Origin of the sequence: Bifidobacterium sp. MSTE12 (assembly GCF_000513015.1) — a bacterium.
GTDB classification, from domain to species: domain Bacteria; phylum Actinomycetota; class Actinomycetes; order Actinomycetales; family Bifidobacteriaceae; genus Bifidobacterium; species Bifidobacterium dentium.
The window spans coordinates 1-14,950 of sequence record NZ_AZYA01000007.1; the positions used below are offsets into that span (position 1 = coordinate 1).

The 14,950-nt window shown below is 61.4% G+C and carries 13 protein-coding genes and 2 tRNA genes; 10 read left to right on the plus strand and 5 right to left on the minus strand.

Going from position 1 to position 14,950, the window contains the following annotated elements; translation table 11 throughout:
• Nucleotides 1-20: 20 nt before the first annotated feature.
• Nucleotides 21-1,418, minus strand: a complete 1,398-nt coding sequence (locus HMPREF1494_RS00800) for a nicotinate phosphoribosyltransferase (protein ID WP_003837550.1) — start codon at nucleotides 1,416-1,418, stop codon at nucleotides 21-23.
• 206 nt (nucleotides 1,419-1,624) lie between these two features.
• Here HMPREF1494_RS00800 and rph point away from each other — a divergent pair, with 206 nt between their 5' ends.
• Entirely contained in the window at nucleotides 1,625-2,389 is a 765-nt protein-coding gene (rph, locus tag HMPREF1494_RS00805; protein WP_003837546.1) for a ribonuclease PH, read from the plus strand.
• Between the two features lie 43 nt (nucleotides 2,390-2,432).
• Nucleotides 2,433-3,122, plus strand: coding sequence for a non-canonical purine NTP pyrophosphatase (locus tag HMPREF1494_RS00810; protein ID WP_034518485.1), 690 nt, complete (start codon nucleotides 2,433-2,435; stop codon nucleotides 3,120-3,122).
• A gap of 60 nt (nucleotides 3,123-3,182) precedes the next feature.
• Here HMPREF1494_RS00810 and HMPREF1494_RS00815 read toward each other — a convergent pair whose 3' ends face one another.
• The 3 genes from HMPREF1494_RS00815 to HMPREF1494_RS00825 form a co-directional block, all read right to left on the minus strand.
• Nucleotides 3,183-4,190: an AEC family transporter gene (locus HMPREF1494_RS00815; RefSeq protein WP_034518489.1), complete on the minus strand. Its 1,008-nt coding sequence runs from the start codon at nucleotides 4,188-4,190 to the stop codon at nucleotides 3,183-3,185.
• 107 nt (nucleotides 4,191-4,297) lie between these two features.
• Nucleotides 4,298-4,378, minus strand: a tRNA-Leu gene (locus HMPREF1494_RS00820).
• 42 nt (nucleotides 4,379-4,420) lie between these two features.
• A tRNA-Thr gene (locus tag HMPREF1494_RS00825) sits at nucleotides 4,421-4,496 on the minus strand.
• Nucleotides 4,497-4,644: 148 nt separating this feature from the next.
• Between HMPREF1494_RS00825 and HMPREF1494_RS00830 the strand changes: the two genes are divergently transcribed.
• The 7 genes from HMPREF1494_RS00830 (at nucleotide 4,645) to HMPREF1494_RS00860 (ending at nucleotide 12,586) form a co-directional block, all read left to right on the plus strand.
• Nucleotides 4,645-5,793 carry a mannose-1-phosphate guanylyltransferase gene (locus HMPREF1494_RS00830; RefSeq protein ID WP_034518500.1) on the plus strand — a complete coding sequence of 383 codons (1,149 nt, stop codon included), beginning with the start codon at nucleotides 4,645-4,647 and terminating at the stop codon, nucleotides 5,791-5,793.
• A 238-nt stretch (nucleotides 5,794-6,031) separates the two neighbouring features.
• The gene (gene pgi / locus HMPREF1494_RS00835; RefSeq protein ID WP_003837541.1) at nucleotides 6,032-7,729 is read left to right on the plus strand and encodes a glucose-6-phosphate isomerase; all 1,698 of its coding nucleotides are present in this window, start codon (nucleotides 6,032-6,034) and stop codon (nucleotides 7,727-7,729) included.
• Nucleotides 7,730-7,999: 270 nt separating this feature from the next.
• Nucleotides 8,000-8,365, plus strand: a complete 366-nt coding sequence (rplS, locus tag HMPREF1494_RS00840) for a 50S ribosomal protein L19 (RefSeq protein ID WP_003837538.1) — start codon at nucleotides 8,000-8,002, stop codon at nucleotides 8,363-8,365.
• A gap of 20 nt (nucleotides 8,366-8,385) precedes the next feature.
• Complete coding sequence (gene lepB, locus HMPREF1494_RS00845; RefSeq protein WP_396334923.1) at nucleotides 8,386-9,132, plus strand: signal peptidase I; 747 nt, start codon at nucleotides 8,386-8,388, stop codon at nucleotides 9,130-9,132.
• Complete coding sequence (locus tag HMPREF1494_RS00850) at nucleotides 9,132-9,836, plus strand: ribonuclease HII (RefSeq protein ID WP_034518516.1); 705 nt, start codon at nucleotides 9,132-9,134, stop codon at nucleotides 9,834-9,836. The genes lepB and HMPREF1494_RS00850 overlap by 1 nt, the downstream gene beginning before the upstream one ends.
• 399 nt (nucleotides 9,837-10,235) lie before the next feature.
• Nucleotides 10,236-11,081 carry an ABC transporter ATP-binding protein gene (locus tag HMPREF1494_RS00855; RefSeq protein ID WP_034518519.1) on the plus strand — a complete coding sequence of 282 codons (846 nt, stop codon included), beginning with the start codon at nucleotides 10,236-10,238 and terminating at the stop codon, nucleotides 11,079-11,081.
• A complete protein-coding gene (locus HMPREF1494_RS00860; RefSeq protein ID WP_003837530.1) occupies nucleotides 11,078-12,586 on the plus strand; it encodes an FtsX-like permease family protein in 1,509 nt (502 codons plus the stop codon). Before HMPREF1494_RS00855 ends, HMPREF1494_RS00860 begins: the two co-directional genes overlap by 4 nt.
• 19 nt (nucleotides 12,587-12,605) lie before the next feature.
• On the opposite strand, the gene HMPREF1494_RS00865 is transcribed toward HMPREF1494_RS00860, so the two are convergent.
• Complete coding sequence (locus HMPREF1494_RS00865; protein ID WP_003837528.1) at nucleotides 12,606-13,550, minus strand: AEC family transporter; 945 nt, start codon at nucleotides 13,548-13,550, stop codon at nucleotides 12,606-12,608.
• Nucleotides 13,551-13,691: 141 nt separating this feature from the next.
• On the opposite strand from HMPREF1494_RS00865, the gene dapE reads away from it, so the two are divergent.
• Nucleotides 13,692-14,897 (plus strand): succinyl-diaminopimelate desuccinylase, encoded by a 1,206-nt coding sequence (gene dapE / locus HMPREF1494_RS00870; RefSeq protein WP_171843693.1) that lies wholly within the window; start codon nucleotides 13,692-13,694, stop codon nucleotides 14,895-14,897.
• The last annotated feature ends 53 nt before the right edge of the window (nucleotides 14,898-14,950 follow it).

The window sequence follows — 14,950 nt, forward strand, 5'->3', positions numbered from 1 at the left end:
GTGAGCGTCGGTGGATTGGGTTAGAGGACGGTGACCTCGGTCGGGATGACCGGATCGCCCTTCATGAGGCTCTGTGCGCCGATCGGCAGTTCGGCCAACGCCTTCGCACGGTAGTTGTGCGCGTTGACGATGGCGTCATGGCCCTGATATTCGGTGTGGTTCTCGCCATTGGTCACATAATCGACCAGCAGATCCTTCCAGCCTTCTTCCGGCTGGTAGGCGGCCAGCTTTTCTTCGGAACCGGAGATGACATGCTCGCATTCGGCCAGCGAGTATTCATAGGAACGATAGGCGAGCTTGCGGCCCGGAACGGTGGCCTTGTCCTTCGACTTCTTGGCGACCGGCTGCATGTCGCCCGCGGAATTCTCGCGCTCGGTGAGCTTGTAGACCATCGCGCAGGTCGGCGCGCCCGAGCCGGTGACCAGCATGGTGCCCACGCCGTAAGAATCGACCGGAGCGGTCTGCAGGGAAGCCAGCGCGTACTCGTCGAGGTCGTTGGTCACGGTGATCTTCGTATTGGTGGCACCCAGCGCATCCAATTGGTTGCGTACACGCTGGGCCAGGGAGGCGAGGTCGCCGGAGTCGATGCGTACGCCGCCCAATTCCGGTCCGGCCACTTCGACGGCCGTCTTCACCGCCTCTTCGATGTTGTAGGTGTCGACCAGCAGGGTGGTGTTCCTGCCGAGTGCGGCGATCTGCGATTCGAAGGCGCTGCGCTCGTCGTCATGCACCAGCGTGAAGCAGTGCGCGGCGGTGCCGATGGCCTTCAGGCCGTACATTTGCGCGGCCAGCAGGTTCGCGGTGCCCTTGAAACCACCGACCACCGCGGCGCGTGCGGCCGCGACGGCGGCCCATTCGTTGGTACGGCGGCCGCCCATGTCCATGCACGGACGATCCTTTGCGGCGCTGACCATGCGGGAGGCTGCGGAGGCGACGGCGGAATCATAATTCAGGATGCTCAGCAGCAACGTTTCCAGCAGCGTGCATTCGCCGAATGTGCCTTCGACCTGCAGGATGGGGGAGTTCGGGAAGAACATCTCTCCTTCGCGATAGCCCTTGATGGAACCGGAGAAACGGAAATTCTCCAACCATGCGATGGTTTCGGGGCTCACCACCTTTCGGTCGGAGAGAAACTTCAGGTCGTTGTCGTCGAGATGAAAGTGTTCAAGCGCATCGAGGATGCGGCCCTGACCGGCGACCACGCCGTAGTGACGGCCCAGCGGCAGATGGCGGGTGAAGATCTCGAATACGCATTTACGGTTGGCCGTACCGTCTTTCAGGCATGCGTCAAGCATGGTGTATTCGTACATGTCGGTCATCAGGGCAGGTGAATAATCCAGCATTTCCAAAGCCTTTCTTGACTTTTGGTGAAACTGACCATAAGTGTAGTCCGGACGGTGACCAATTACCGCTTGCATATCATCATACGTGCATCGTCTTGGCTCTCCGGTCCGAATCTGCGCTCTGACGGAACTGACCGACGGAACAAGCCGACGGACGGACACCATCTTGTCCCTGCCTCGGCAGGCTCCATCTGCGGCGTGACTCCAAGGAGGGCAAGAGGACGGATGGTGATAGTGTCTCTTGGTAGGAAATCCGAGATTATCGACACGAAAGCAGTGCAATGGTAGCGATTAAAGACATGCTGGGCGAGCAGACCGTGATTCGTGCGGACGGGCGCAAGGTGGACGAACTGCGTCCGGTTCGCATTACCCGCCGTTTCACGGACGTTCCGGAAGGTTCCGTACTCATCGAATGCGGCAATACGCGCGTGATGTGCACCGCCACCTTCACCTCCGGCGTACCGCGTTGGCGCAAGGATTCCGGCCTGGGCTGGGTCACTGCCGAATACGCGATGCTGCCACGTGCCACCGCCGACCGCACCGACCGCGAATCCGTACGCGGAAAGATCGGCGGCCGTACGCATGAGATCAGTCGACTGATCGGCCGCTGCCTGCGCGGCGTGGTCGACATGAAGGCGTTGGGTGAGAATCAGGTGCAGATCGATTGCGATGTGCTGCAGGCCGACGGCGGCACCCGCACCGCATCCATCACCGGCGCATATGTGGCACTGGTGGACGCAATGCGTTGGGCCGAGCGGCACAGGCACATCAAATCCGCCGACAGGGTGCTCAAAGACTGCGTTTCCGCAGTCTCCGTGGGTGTGATCAATGGCAAGCCGATGCTGGACCTGCCGTATATCGAAGACAGCCAGGCCATGACCGACATGAACGTGGCCATGACCGGTTCCGGCGAATTCATTGAGATTCAGGGCACCGCCGAGCATCGTCCGTTCAGCCGTGCCGAACTCAACGCCCTGCTCGATCTCGCCGAACAGGGCAACAAGGAGCTGCAGGCCGCACAGCGTGCCGCACTCGCCTTGGATTGATTGAACCCTGGTCATTGATGAGGGCGCAGACTGAAAGGAAACCATGAAAATCATCGTCGCCACCCACAATGAGGGCAAGCTGGTGGAAATACGCCGCATTCTGGAGGAAAGGCTTGGCGCCGGCGCAGCCGATGCGGAGCTCGTCTCCGCAGGCTCGTTGAACCTGCCCGATCCCGTGGAAGATGGCGTGACCTTTCAGGAGAACGCGCTGCTCAAGGCCCGTGATGTGGCCGCACGTACCGGCTGCCCGGCAATCGCCGACGACTCCGGCCTGATCGTGGACGTAATGGGCAACGCTCCGGGCATCCTGTCTGCCCGCTGGGCCGGCAGGCATGGCGATGACAAGGCCAACAACGCGCTGCTGCTCGCCCAGATCGCCGACATTCCGGAGGCCAGCCGTACCGCGCGATTCCGTTGCGCCGCCGCACTTGTGGTGCCGGGCGCCACAAGGGAAGACGATACGGCCGAATCCGCCGGCAAACCGTATGCCATTACCAGTGAGACCGTGGAGATCGGTGAGATGCCGGGTGTGTTGCTGCATGCTCCGCGCGGCGAGCACGGTTTTGGCTATGATCCGCTGTTCGTGCCGGACGACCAGCCGACGCGTGCCGTCGAAGCTGGCGTGAGGCTTACCTCGGCCGAGATGGAACCTGCCGAAAAGAACGCCATCTCCCACCGTGGCAAGGCCTTGCGTGCGCTCGTGCCGGCCGTGGAAGCCCTGCTCAGGCAGTAGGCGGACGGCTCGCTCCCCATAGGATCGCGCAGGATTACCGCGACATCACAAGAAGCGAATTCACGCGAGCGCGGTGACCAGAACATGGGTGCCGGTCATCATGATGAGGCTGATGATCGCGCTGATCGACAGGGAGAAGCCGGCAAGCTTCGCATTGCCGAGCACCTTGTCGGTGAACAGCGTGGAGAATACGGCAATCGGCGCCAGGCAGCACATGGCCACGGCTTCGCGGATCGAAGCGTCGAACGGCAGCATGAGCCAGGCCGCGGCCGCGAATGCGATGCCGAACGGCAGTCTCCAGCCGATCACCTTGAGCAGCTTCATGACGTCCGCACGACCGGCGGGCAGATCCATAAGCATGCCGACCATGAGCATCGCGCAGAACGAATTCGCGTTCGACAGCGGTTGCGCCAATGTGGCGATCACGGCGGGAATCTTCACGTCCGCAAGCGTCAGCACGATCATCAGCAGGTAGGTATCGAACGGTACCGAGCCGAAGAATCCCTTGAACACGTTCCGGAACAGGGCCTTGCGGGCGAGTCTTTTCGCGTCCCTGTCCTTCGGCTTTACGTAGGGCAGGGTCGGCGCATGGCCCTGATACTGCTCGCCAAGCGTCTTGCCGGGCTGAATGTGCAGCAGGGTCTGCGTCATGACGTTCGTGCCGGCGGCCACCATCACGCAATTGCCGATATCGAACATGGCGGCCGGGACGATCGCGGCCGTGCCGAGAAAGGCCTGTACCACGGGAAAACAGAAGCATCCGACATTGAAGCCGGAACCGTTGAGCATGGTGAAGGCGCGATCCTGCACGGGCCGTTTGCGTGATGTCAGAAAGATGATGACCGGCGGAATGAAGGCGACGACAAAGCCGAACGCGGAGATCCATAGCATGCTGGAATCATGCGGATTCGTGGCGAACGAGTAGACGATTGCGCCCGGTAACACCAGATCGAACAAGGCGGTCTGCAGGATGCGGTAATCACGATCCTTGAATCTGCCGGCGCGTTTGAACAGATAGCCGGTAAGGATGATCAGCAGCAGCGCAATGGGTTGAATCAGCGCGGACATGGGGCTTCGGACTCTCTTCGCTTCGTTATGTACTCACTCTCTGCACGCTATCTTAGAGGCTGGGGTGGCGGTCGCTCCTTCGCGACGCCACGTTCTGGAGATCAAAGTGCGCGAGATGGGACTTGAACCCACACGTCAAAGACACAGGAACCTAAATCCTGCGCGTCTACCAATTCCGCCACTCGCGCGTGATATGCAAAACCCTAGACGTGCACACACATCTAGGGCAATGGAGCCACTTGACAGAATCGAACTGTCGACCTGCTCATTACGAGTGAGCCGCTCTACCGACTGAGCTAAAGTGGCGCAATGCCCGGGAAGCATACGCTAGCCGCGCACAAGACAGCAATCATAGCGGAGATGTTCGATTTGCACAAATCGATGAAGTCGGAAGTGTCACGGCCGGCGGCGACCTGTGATTTGCGAGACGGTCGATTTGCGAGACAATGGGCACATGAGCAGCGACACTGGTTTCGACGACTTCCATGCGATTATTCCCGCCGGCGGCACGGGCACAAGACTGTGGCCGCTGAGCAGACGTGACCGGCCGAAGTTTCTGTACGACCTGCTGGGGCAGGGGCGTACGCTCATCCAATCCACTTACGACCGGCTGGAGGCGATCGCCGGCAAGGGCAATGTGTACGTGAGTACGGGTGTCGGGCATGTGGGGGCCGTGCGCGAGCAGCTGCCACAGCTCGATGCGGACAATATTTTCGCCGAGCCGATTCCCCGGGATTCCACCGCGGCCATCGTACTGGCCACGGCGGTGATCGCGCGGCGTTGCGGCGAACGTTGCGTGGTCGGTTCGTTCGCCGCCGACCATGTGATTCGCGGGCGTCAGTCCTTCGCCGAATCGGTGCGTCAGGCGGTGGCGACAGCCCGTGCCGGCTACGTCACGACCATCGGCATCGCCGCCTCGCGCCCCTCGACCGCGTTCGGTTACATTCATCAGGGTCGTTCGTTGGCGGCCGACGTGCCGGACGCACCTGCGGCGCGGTTGGTGGAACGGTTCGTGGAAAAACCGGATGCCGCGACCGCGCAGGCCTATCTGTCGACCGGTGAGTACCGTTGGAATGCCGGTATGTTCGTGATGCGCGCCGACGTGCTGCTCGATCACATCAGGCGTGCGAAGCCGCTGATGTACGAGGCGATTTCGCGTATCGCCGACGCCTACGAATCCCCCGTGCGAACCCGTGGGGTGGCCGTTGAGCGGGCGATGGCGCGAGATTGGGCCGGCATCGAGAAGATAGCCTTCGATTATGCGGTGGCCGAACCGCTGTCGGTGGCGGGCGGTGTGGCCATGATTCCGGGCGATTTCGGATGGGATGACATCGGGGATTTCAATTCGGTGGCCGCCTTGCTGCCGAGCGCCAACGAGCGCAATATCAAAATCCTGGGGGATGCGGAATCCGTGGCGTATCTGGATTCCGCGGGCGACGTGGTCGTGCCGGAAAGTGGGCGTACCATCGCCCTGCTCGGTGTCAATGACATGGTGGTGGTGGATACGCCCGACGCGCTGCTCATCGCGCCGCGCGCCCGCAGTCAGGAAGTCAAAAGCATGGTCGCTCATCTCGACAGGCTCGGGGCCGAAGACATTCTCTGATTTCACGTTGCGGATTGCATACGATTGCATCGTCACGGATTGGCGTGTTCGTGCATGGTGATGGCATGAAAACGGCAATATCAGGCGAATCCGTACGTGAGCGGCGGTCTTCGGATTGTTTTTGTGTTGTTCTGTCTGCTTTTGTGAGTATCTTGTGAGGTGAAGAGATACGGTGCGTCGCGCTGGAAACGGACGTTGCGCGCCGCTTCACAGTGATGATGAAAGGACCCTATCAACCATGGCCATCAATCCTCCCGTTGACGCCACCAAGACCCCGGAGTGGGCCGCCCTGCAGAAGCACTATGACGAGCTGCAGTCCGAAGGCATCAGCCTCAAGCAGTGGTTCGCCGACGACGCCGCCCGCGTCGAGAAGCTGAGCTTCGATGCCGGCGACCTGCATTTCGACCTGTCCAAGAACCTGATCAAGCCGGAGACCCTGCAGCTGTTCGCTGACCTCGCCAAGGCCGTCAAGCTCGACGAGCGCACCAAGGCCATGTACACCGGCGTGCATATCAACAACACCGAGGACCGCGCCGTGCTGCACACCGCACTGCGCCGCCCGATCGAGGACGAAGGCAAGTACATCGTCGACGGTCAGGACACCGTCAAGGATGTGCGTGAGGTGCTTGACCGCATCTACGCTTTCGCCGACAAGGTCCGTTCCGGCGAGTGGACCGGCGTGACCGGCAAGAAGATCGAGACCGTGGTCAACATCGGCATCGGCGGTTCCGACCTGGGTCCCGTTATGGTGTACGAGGCGCTGAAGCCGTACGCCGACGCCGGCATCGCCGCCCGCTACATCTCCAACATCGATCCGAACGACCTGGCCGAGAAGACCAAGGGTCTCGATCCGGAGACCACCCTGTTCATCATCGTTTCCAAGACCTTCACCACTCTGGAAACCCTGACCAACGCCCGCGAGGCCCGCACCTGGCTGCTTGAGGAGCTCAAGGCCTCCGGCGCCATCGACGGTTCCGACGAGAAGAACGCCGAAGCCATCAAGAAGCACTTCGTCGCCGTTTCCACCAACCTGGAGAAGGTCGCCGAGTTCGGCATCGACCCGAACAACGCCTTCGGCTTCTGGAACTGGGTCGGTGGCCGCTACTCCGTCGACTCCGCCGTCGGCACCTCCCTCGCCGTGGTCTTCGGCCCGGCCCGCTTCGAGGAATTCCTGCACGGCTTCCACGAGATCGACGAATATTTCGCCAGCACCCCGTTCGAGAAGAACGTCGTCGTGCTGCTCGGCATGCTGAACGTGTGGTACCGCAACTTCTTCAAGGTCGCCTCCCACGCCGTGCTGCCGTACGACCAGTACCTGCACCGCTTCCCGGCCTACCTGCAGCAGCTGACCATGGAATCCAACGGCAAGTCCGTGCGTTGGGACGGCACCCCGGTCACCTCCGAGACCGGTGAGATCTTCTGGGGCGAGCCGGGCACCAACGGCCAGCACGCCTTCTACCAGCTGATCCACCAGGGCACCCAGCTGATTCCGGCCGACTTCATCGCGTTCGTGAACACTCCGAACCCGGTCAAGGACGGCGATCAGGACGTGCATGAGCTGTTCCTGGGCAACTACTTCGCCCAGACCAAGGCGCTGGCCTTCGGCAAGACCGCCGAGGAAGTCCGCGCCGAGGGCACTCCGGAAGAGATCGTTCCGGCCCGCGTGTTCACCGGCAACCGTCCGACCACCTCCATCTTCGGCGTGGCTCTGACCCCGTTCGCGGTCGGTGAGCTGATCGCCCTGTACGAGCACATCACCTTCGTCGAGGGCACCGTGTGGGGTCTGGACTCCTACGATCAGTGGGGCGTCGAGCTGGGCAAGCAGCTCGCCAAGCAGATCACCCCGGCCATCTCCCAGGATGACGAGGCCCTGGCCGCTCAGGACGCTTCCACCCAGTCCCTGATCAAGTTCTACCGCGCCAATCGTGAGTTCTGATTTTCGATTGAGAGCGTAACCGAATACCTCATCCGTGTCTCGCGGATGAGGTATTTTTATTAATTGCTGTGCCGAAAGGCGGGACGCCGCATAATCCTGCTTTTCCTTGGGTCCAGCCGGAACAATCGCAAGATTGCATCTTTCCGGCGGATTGGCAATCCTGCGCAGGCAGACCTGCGCAGAACATGACAGGCTGATGTGGCAATCGCAAGAATGTCGCAAAAGCCCTTACCTGTGCGCTGATATGCGGCGGCGACTCGAGGAAACACAATGGTTAACGCTATTGAGGCATTTGACGCCAAGCACATGAAGCCGGCCGAGGAGATCCCTGCTTTCCGTCCGGGTGACACCGTTGAAGTCAACGTGAAGATCAAGGAAGGCAACAACTCCCGTATCCAGGCCTTCACCGGCGTGGTGATCGCCCGTCAGGGCGGCGGCGTCCGCGAGACCTTCGTGGTCCGTAAGATCAGCTTCGGCACCGGTGTCGAGCGTCGCTTCCCGCTGCACTCCCCGATCATCGACTCCATCAAGCTGGTTCGCAAGGGCCGTGTGCGTCGCGCCAAGCTGTACTACCTGCGCAAGCTGCGCGGTAAGGCCGCTCGCATCGTCGAGCGTCGCGACAACTCCGCCAAGTGAGTGTGATGCGCGAATAAAGCGTGAAATCGGCCCGGCAACTGCATGGTTGTCGGGCCGATTCCTATATTCGACGCTATGATAAAGGCCATTGCGTTCGTAACGAGACAACCGAAGGACCCAACATGAAGCATGCCGCAAACACAGGCGCCGATAACGGCTTCGATTGGCGCGATACCCTGATATGGTGCGGGGTGCCGGTAGCCATCGTACTGCTGGTCCGTATGTTCCTCGTCGGTTTCTATGTGATTCCCTCCGGCTCCATGATGGACACCATCGAACCGGGCGATCGCGTAATCACCACCAAGCTCACCCCGAAACTGTTCTCGTTGCGACGCGGCGATGTGGTGGTATTCAAAGATCCGGACCACTGGCTGCAGGAGGAGAACAGCGGGAGACTCGGCGGCGACTTTCTCATCAAACGTCTGATCGGGCTTCCGGGCGACACCGTGGCCTGTGAGGGGCCGGGCCAGCCGGTCACCGTCAACGGCGTGGCCATCGATGAATCCTCGTACATTCGCTCCGGCGCGGACCCGAGTTCGTTCGCTTTCAAGGTGAAGGTGACGGCCGGCCACATATTCGTATTGGGCGACAATCGCGCGAATTCCGCCGATTCCCGATATCATCAGGATGACTCCTCGCATGGTCTGGTGCCGATCGACGACGTGGTGGGCGTCGGCTTGGCCACCTACTGGCCGTTGAACCGCATCGGTGCGTTGGACGCGCATCATGATGTGTTCAAGGATGTGCCGGAAGGATCGGCGGGCTGATGGCGGTTTCCACGGTGCCTACGTTGCAATTGGAACGTGAGATTGCAGCTCGGGGGTACGATGTGATCGTCGGCTTCGACGAAGTCGGACGTGGCTCGTTGGCTGGGCCGGTCATGGTTGGTGCCGCTGCGATCCGGACGGCCGATCTGGACGGCCCGGGTGCCTTGGATGTGCCGGAAGGCGTGGCCGATTCCAAAATGCTGACGGAACATCGCCGTGAAACCATCTTCGAATCCCTGAAATCATGGAGCGCCTCATGGGCCGTCGGAGCGTCCAGCAATGCGGAAATCGACGAATGGGGCATCTCGTACGCATTGGGCGTGGCCGCGTTGCGCGCGCTGGATGAAGTGGAACGTGAGCTGGGAATCGCCGACGACGGGCGGCCGATACGGGTCGGTGCCATTCTCGACGGACCGAACGACTACATCACCAAGGCTTTGGGTACTTTCGATGCGCCCGACGTGCCGGTTCCCGCAACGGTCACCACCAAGGTGAAAGGCGACCGTTATTGCGCGACCGTGGCCACGGCTGCCGTCATCGCCAAGGTCACGCGAGACCGTCTCATGATTGAACTGGGTGAGCGTCCCGAATATGCGATCTACGAATGGCAGCGTAACAAGGGCTACGGTTCCGCTGCACATCGTGAGGCCATCGCTGCGCACGGGCCGAGCGACCTACATCGGATTTCCTGGCATTTGGGGTAGGCGCATATCGGGTATGCCGGGCCTCCGCCTCGGATCGTCGGATGGGATTGGTTCGCCGTCAGTGAAATCCGCCATGCCTGTATGCCGATGAGCATGCACGACCGCATACGGCAATGGATTTTGGGAATCGTGCACGAGAACACCACCCAAGGGGGTATTGGCTCTTCTGGATTCAGGGTTCGAATGCGGGAATCAGTACCCCCTTTCCGTGGATTGCTCCGCACGATTCTTCAAACAGGTCTCTTTCGCATGTCGTGCATGAACGCAGGGGAGATGGATACGCCTGCGGAACGTTCGCCTGAAGCATGCATGCCCCTAATCCCTGCGGATGAGGACGATCGGAAGATTCATCCTGCCGCAGGATGGTCGTGACGGTGCGGTTTCCGTAGCGTATGAACCATGGAAACCACAACACATCATGTACTTAGGGCATCCGATCTGGTCATGGACTACGCAGCTCAGCCTGGCACTGCGAAACCCGTTGCCCCCGCCATGCATATGCTGGCGCTCAACCATGTGAACTTCGCCATCCGCGCCGGCGAAAGCATCGCCGTCATGGGGCCGTCGGGCTCCGGAAAATCAACCCTGTTGCACGTATTGGCCGGCATCGTCAGGCCGACTGCCGGAAACGTGAGCTTCCGCGGCACCGATTTGGCGCAGCTGCCCGATGCGGATTGCACCAAGCTGCGCCGCAGTGCCTTCGGATTCGTATTCCAGTCCGGCCAGTTGCTACCGGAATTGCCGGCCGTCGAAAACATCGCCCTGCCGATGATGCTGGGCGGTGCACGCTACCAGCAGGCCGCCGATACGGCCATGCTGTGGCTGGAACGATTGGGATTGCGTCAACTTGCGGCCCAACGTCCCGGTGAGATGAGCGGCGGCCAGATGCAACGCGTCTCCATCGCCCGCGCACTCGCCGTGCAGCCGGCCGTCGTTTTCGCCGATGAGCCGACCGGCGCGCTCGACCAGAGTACCGGCCGCGACATCATGGGCATCCTCATGGACGCCTCCCGCGCCAACGGAGCAGCCGTAATCGTGGTGACGCACGATCCGAACGTGGCCGCCTTCTGCGACCGTACGCTCATCATGCGCGACGGCCAGCTGTACGACGAAGGTCCGCACCCGCAGCCGACGCAGGCAGAGCTGGCGGCCGCACACGGCCCCGGTGCGCAATGGCCGCAACCGGTCACCGGTGCGCACGGCGTTCCGATGTACGGCAATCCTCCGCAGGGAGGCATGCGATGAACACGTTTGCGCTTTGGCGGCTATTCCACCGTCCCGGCACGCGCGGCACCGCCGGCCACACCTCGGTGCTGGCCGTGGTCGCCTTCGCGGCCGCGACCACGATCTTCCTCACCGTGCTCGGCGGCGTGCACGGTTTCATCTGGCGAGCCTCGGCCGACCATACCATCGGCTGTATGATCAACCCCGGTCCGAGCAATTGCGCGCCCGGTACGTATGAGGCCTGGTCGAAAACCCTGGAAACGGGCAACAGGCTCATGATTCATGGCAGCGGCCATTGGACGGCGGCACAATCCGCCGCCGTTATGAACACCTACGCCGGAGGCTACGTACTATTGGCCGGATTCGCCTGCATGCTGCTCATCGTGCCGTTCGTGGCGCTCGCCGGTTCAGCCGCCCGTCTGGCCGCCTCCCGTCGGGACGCCCGTCTGGCCGCACTGCGCCTGGCCGGTGCCACCACGGCGCAGGTCACGAAATTGACTGCGCTCGATGCGGCCTCCCAGGCTCTGCTCGGCTCCCTCATCGGCATTCTCGGCTATGTTGCGGTGATGCCGTTGATCATGCTGCTCAACTTCCAGAACAGACGTTTCACCTTCGAAGAGCTGTGGGTCGGCTCGTTGGCCCTGATCGCCGTAATCGCAGGCGTTGCGGTACTGGCACTGGCCTCATCCCTGATTACCCTGCGCCGCGTCGCCATCACCCCGCTCGGCGTGATGCAACGTACTTCGCCGCCTCTGCCGACCAAGTGGCGTGTGTTGATCTTCGCGGTGATCATGGCGGTCGGGTATATGGTGCTGAGCAACCTGCAGTCATTCGCCCGTTTCGGTGAGGGCACGGTCTACGCGATGGTGTTCGGCATCATCTTCCTGTGCTTCGCCTTGGTGAATCTCGTGGGTACGTGGGTGGTGACGTTCCGCGCCAAGTTGCGTGCCCGCCGACCGAAGGATGCGGCGACCATGATCGCCATGCGCCGTATTCTCGACAATCCCAAGCGTGCCTGGCGTAACGTGTCCGGTGTGGCATTGGCGGTGTTCATCGCCGGCATGACGTCCGTGTGCGGATTGGTGGCCAGCGGCATCAACGGCAATGTCGACCCGCTTGACCCGAGCATGCTGTACGCACGCGACATCAGCACCGGCGGATTCCTGACCCTTGCTTTCGCGGCCGTGCTTGCCGCCGTCAGCTCCGGTGTGATGCAGGCCGGCAGCGTCTACGATCAGGTCGGTGAATACCGCATGCTTACGTTGGAAGGTACCGATAAGACCACACTCGACAAGGCGCGCATGATGGAAGTGATCACGCCGCTCAATACGGTGGTGGCCGTTTCCGGTGGCTGTTCGCTGCTGCTGCTGTTCCCGATCATGGCGGCGGCACTGTTCAGGCCGGCCACGCTGATGACGTTGGTCGCAGGAATCGCCTTGTGCTACGCCCTGATCGCCGTGGGGGCCATCGCCGCCAATCATGTGGCCCGTACCCTCAATCTCGCCGATTATCGCGCCGACGATTGAGTGCGGCCGGACATGACGATTAGCTGAGCAGTGCGGCGATGATTGCGATGAAAACCGGCGAGGTGAGCGTCGAGAAGAGGATGCCGTCACGTGCGAAGGAAAGGCCCACGTTGTAGCGTGCCGCATAGTTGTAGACGTTCTGGCCGGTCGGCAGGGCGGCAAGCACCACGCACGCGTATAGCGTGGGGCCACGGAACCCCATCACGAAGTAGCTCAGCAGGAATGCGATGATCGGCATCACGATGTTCTTCAGCGCCGCCACCGTGAACGTCGCCGGAATGTCGGCCTTTTCCTGCAACGGCTTCGTGCCATGCAACGACATGCCGAACGCCATCAGGATCATCGGCACCGCGGAATTGCCGATCATGTTGATCGGATCGAAGATGCAGCTCGGCACTACGAAATGGCCGGCCTTCGCGGAGATCGCGGAGACGACGATGCCGAGCAACGAACCGATGAGCAGCGGTTGATGCAACGGCTGCTTGAGGATTTCCTTCGCGGAGACCCTGCCTTTCGTGGTGACGTCGAGTACGGTCAGCCCGATCGGGGTGAACACGGCCTGCTGCATGACCAGGATCGGTGCCACGAGTGCGGGGTTGCCGAGAATGTAGGTGGCGATCGGCAGGCCGATGTTATTCGAGTTGAGATACAGCGAGTTCAGTGCGCCGATGGTCGCATCCGCCGGCTTCATGTGGAAGAACAGACGGTTGAGAATCAGGAAGACGGCTCCGACGAGCATGGCCGAGAAGAACGCGACGATGATGGAGGAGTGAAAGATCTCGAAGATCTTCTCCTTCGACAGAATCGCGAACATCAGGCATGGGCTGGACACGAAGAAGCTGAAGCGGTTGAGCACCATCTGCGCGGTCGGCCCGCCGATACGCAACCGTGCGGCCGCATAACCGGTGCCGATCACGATGCCGATGACGCAGAAGCCTTCCATCGCGCTTAACAGACCCGGCATGCATTCGTCCTTTCCCTGCTTCCCGTGGTGATTGAGCCGTCAATCAAGCCAATCATCAGTGTGGCACTGTGCGGGCGAGATTCGCCGGTTCATCTCAAAAGCGGTATTCCGATGCCGTGATATCGGTCGGTCTGGCGGATAATGAGACGCATGAGTGAACTTGAGATTGGATTCGATGCCTCCGCCGGCAAGCAGGCCGCACTGAACACGTTGATGGAACAGATCATGGGCAGCTATTCCGTCAGTGATGACGAAGGTCCGCTGACCGATGCCGTTGAGACGTTCCTGACGATGCAACCGCACCTGACCGTGCATCGTCATGGCGATACGCTGGTCGCCTCCACGGATTTCGGTCGTGCGCAGCGGGTGATTCTCGCAGGTCATCTCGACACGGTGCCGGTAATCGACAACTTCCCGCCGAAATGGCTGGAACCGGGCGATCCGCTGATTCGTGAGGATGTCGCTGCCGGGCATGAAGGCGAACGCGTGATCTGGGGTCGTGGAGCCACTGACATGAAGGGCTCCGACGCCGTGATGCTCTACCTGGCAGCCACGTTGACGGACGCCAGATATGACCTGACGTATGTCTTCTACGACCATGAGGAGGTCGCAGCCGAGAAGAACGGCCTGCGCAAGGTGGTTGAGGCGCATCCTGACTGGATTGTCGGCGATTTCGCCATCATCGGCGAACCGACCGACTGCGGCATCGAAGGCGGTTGCAACGGCACCATGCGTTTCGATGTGGTCACGCATGGCGTGGCTGCGCATTCGGCGCGTGCCTGGATGGGCGAGAACGCCATCCACAAGGCGGCTGAGATCCTGAACCGTCTGAACGCATACGAGAATCGCGCCGTCGAAGTGGATGGGTTGACTTACCAGGAGGGATTGAACGCCACGTTGATCTCCGGTGGCAAGGGAACCAACGTGATTCCCGACGAATGCCGCGTGCACGTGAACTACCGGTTCGCGCCCGATAAGACGCTTGCCGAGGCGAAGGCGTTGATGATCGGCGTCGGCGCGGGTGCCGAACTCGGCAATGGCGAGCATATGGCCACCGGCGGCGTGTTTGCGGGCTTCGGCATTGAAATGAAGGACGAATCGCCTTCGGCGCGACCGGGACTGAACTCTCCGTTGGCCGCTTCGCTGGTGGACCTTGTCAGGGATCGCACCGGCCGCGACCCGCTCGCCAAGCTCGGTTGGACGGATGTGGCGCGTTTCGCCATCCTAGGCATTCCGGCCGTAAATCTCGGTGCCGGCAGTCCGCTGCTCGCCCACAAGCATGATGAGCAGCTGCCGGAATCCGATCTGGTGCTGATGGCCGACCTGCTCGAGGACTGGCTGCGCTGATGACGTATGCGCTCCGACGGGTTTCGCGCTCCTTCCTGTGGTGGGAGCGCGGG

What these genes read in the sequence shown, in the direction of transcription:
- HMPREF1494_RS00800 (WP_003837550.1), bottom strand. Translation starts at nt 1,418, where the DNA reads ATGCAAGCGGTAATTGGTCACCGTCCGGACTACACTTATGGTCAGTTT.
- rph (WP_003837546.1), top strand. Translation starts at nt 1,625, where the DNA reads ATGGTAGCGATTAAAGACATGCTGGGCGAGCAGACCGTGATTCGTGCG.
- HMPREF1494_RS00810 (WP_034518485.1), top strand. Translation starts at nt 2,433, where the DNA reads ATGAAAATCATCGTCGCCACCCACAATGAGGGCAAGCTGGTGGAAATA.
- HMPREF1494_RS00815 (WP_034518489.1), bottom strand. Translation starts at nt 4,190, where the DNA reads ATGTCCGCGCTGATTCAACCCATTGCGCTGCTGCTGATCATCCTTACC.
- HMPREF1494_RS00830 (WP_034518500.1), top strand. Translation starts at nt 4,645, where the DNA reads ATGAGCAGCGACACTGGTTTCGACGACTTCCATGCGATTATTCCCGCC.
- pgi (WP_003837541.1), top strand. Translation starts at nt 6,032, where the DNA reads ATGGCCATCAATCCTCCCGTTGACGCCACCAAGACCCCGGAGTGGGCC.
- rplS (WP_003837538.1), top strand. Translation starts at nt 8,000, where the DNA reads ATGGTTAACGCTATTGAGGCATTTGACGCCAAGCACATGAAGCCGGCC.
- HMPREF1494_RS00850 (WP_034518516.1), top strand. Translation starts at nt 9,132, where the DNA reads ATGGCGGTTTCCACGGTGCCTACGTTGCAATTGGAACGTGAGATTGCA.
- HMPREF1494_RS00855 (WP_034518519.1), top strand. Translation starts at nt 10,236, where the DNA reads ATGGAAACCACAACACATCATGTACTTAGGGCATCCGATCTGGTCATG.
- HMPREF1494_RS00860 (WP_003837530.1), top strand. Translation starts at nt 11,078, where the DNA reads ATGAACACGTTTGCGCTTTGGCGGCTATTCCACCGTCCCGGCACGCGC.
- HMPREF1494_RS00865 (WP_003837528.1), bottom strand. Translation starts at nt 13,550, where the DNA reads ATGCCGGGTCTGTTAAGCGCGATGGAAGGCTTCTGCGTCATCGGCATC.
- dapE (WP_171843693.1), top strand. Translation starts at nt 13,692, where the DNA reads ATGAGACGCATGAGTGAACTTGAGATTGGATTCGATGCCTCCGCCGGC.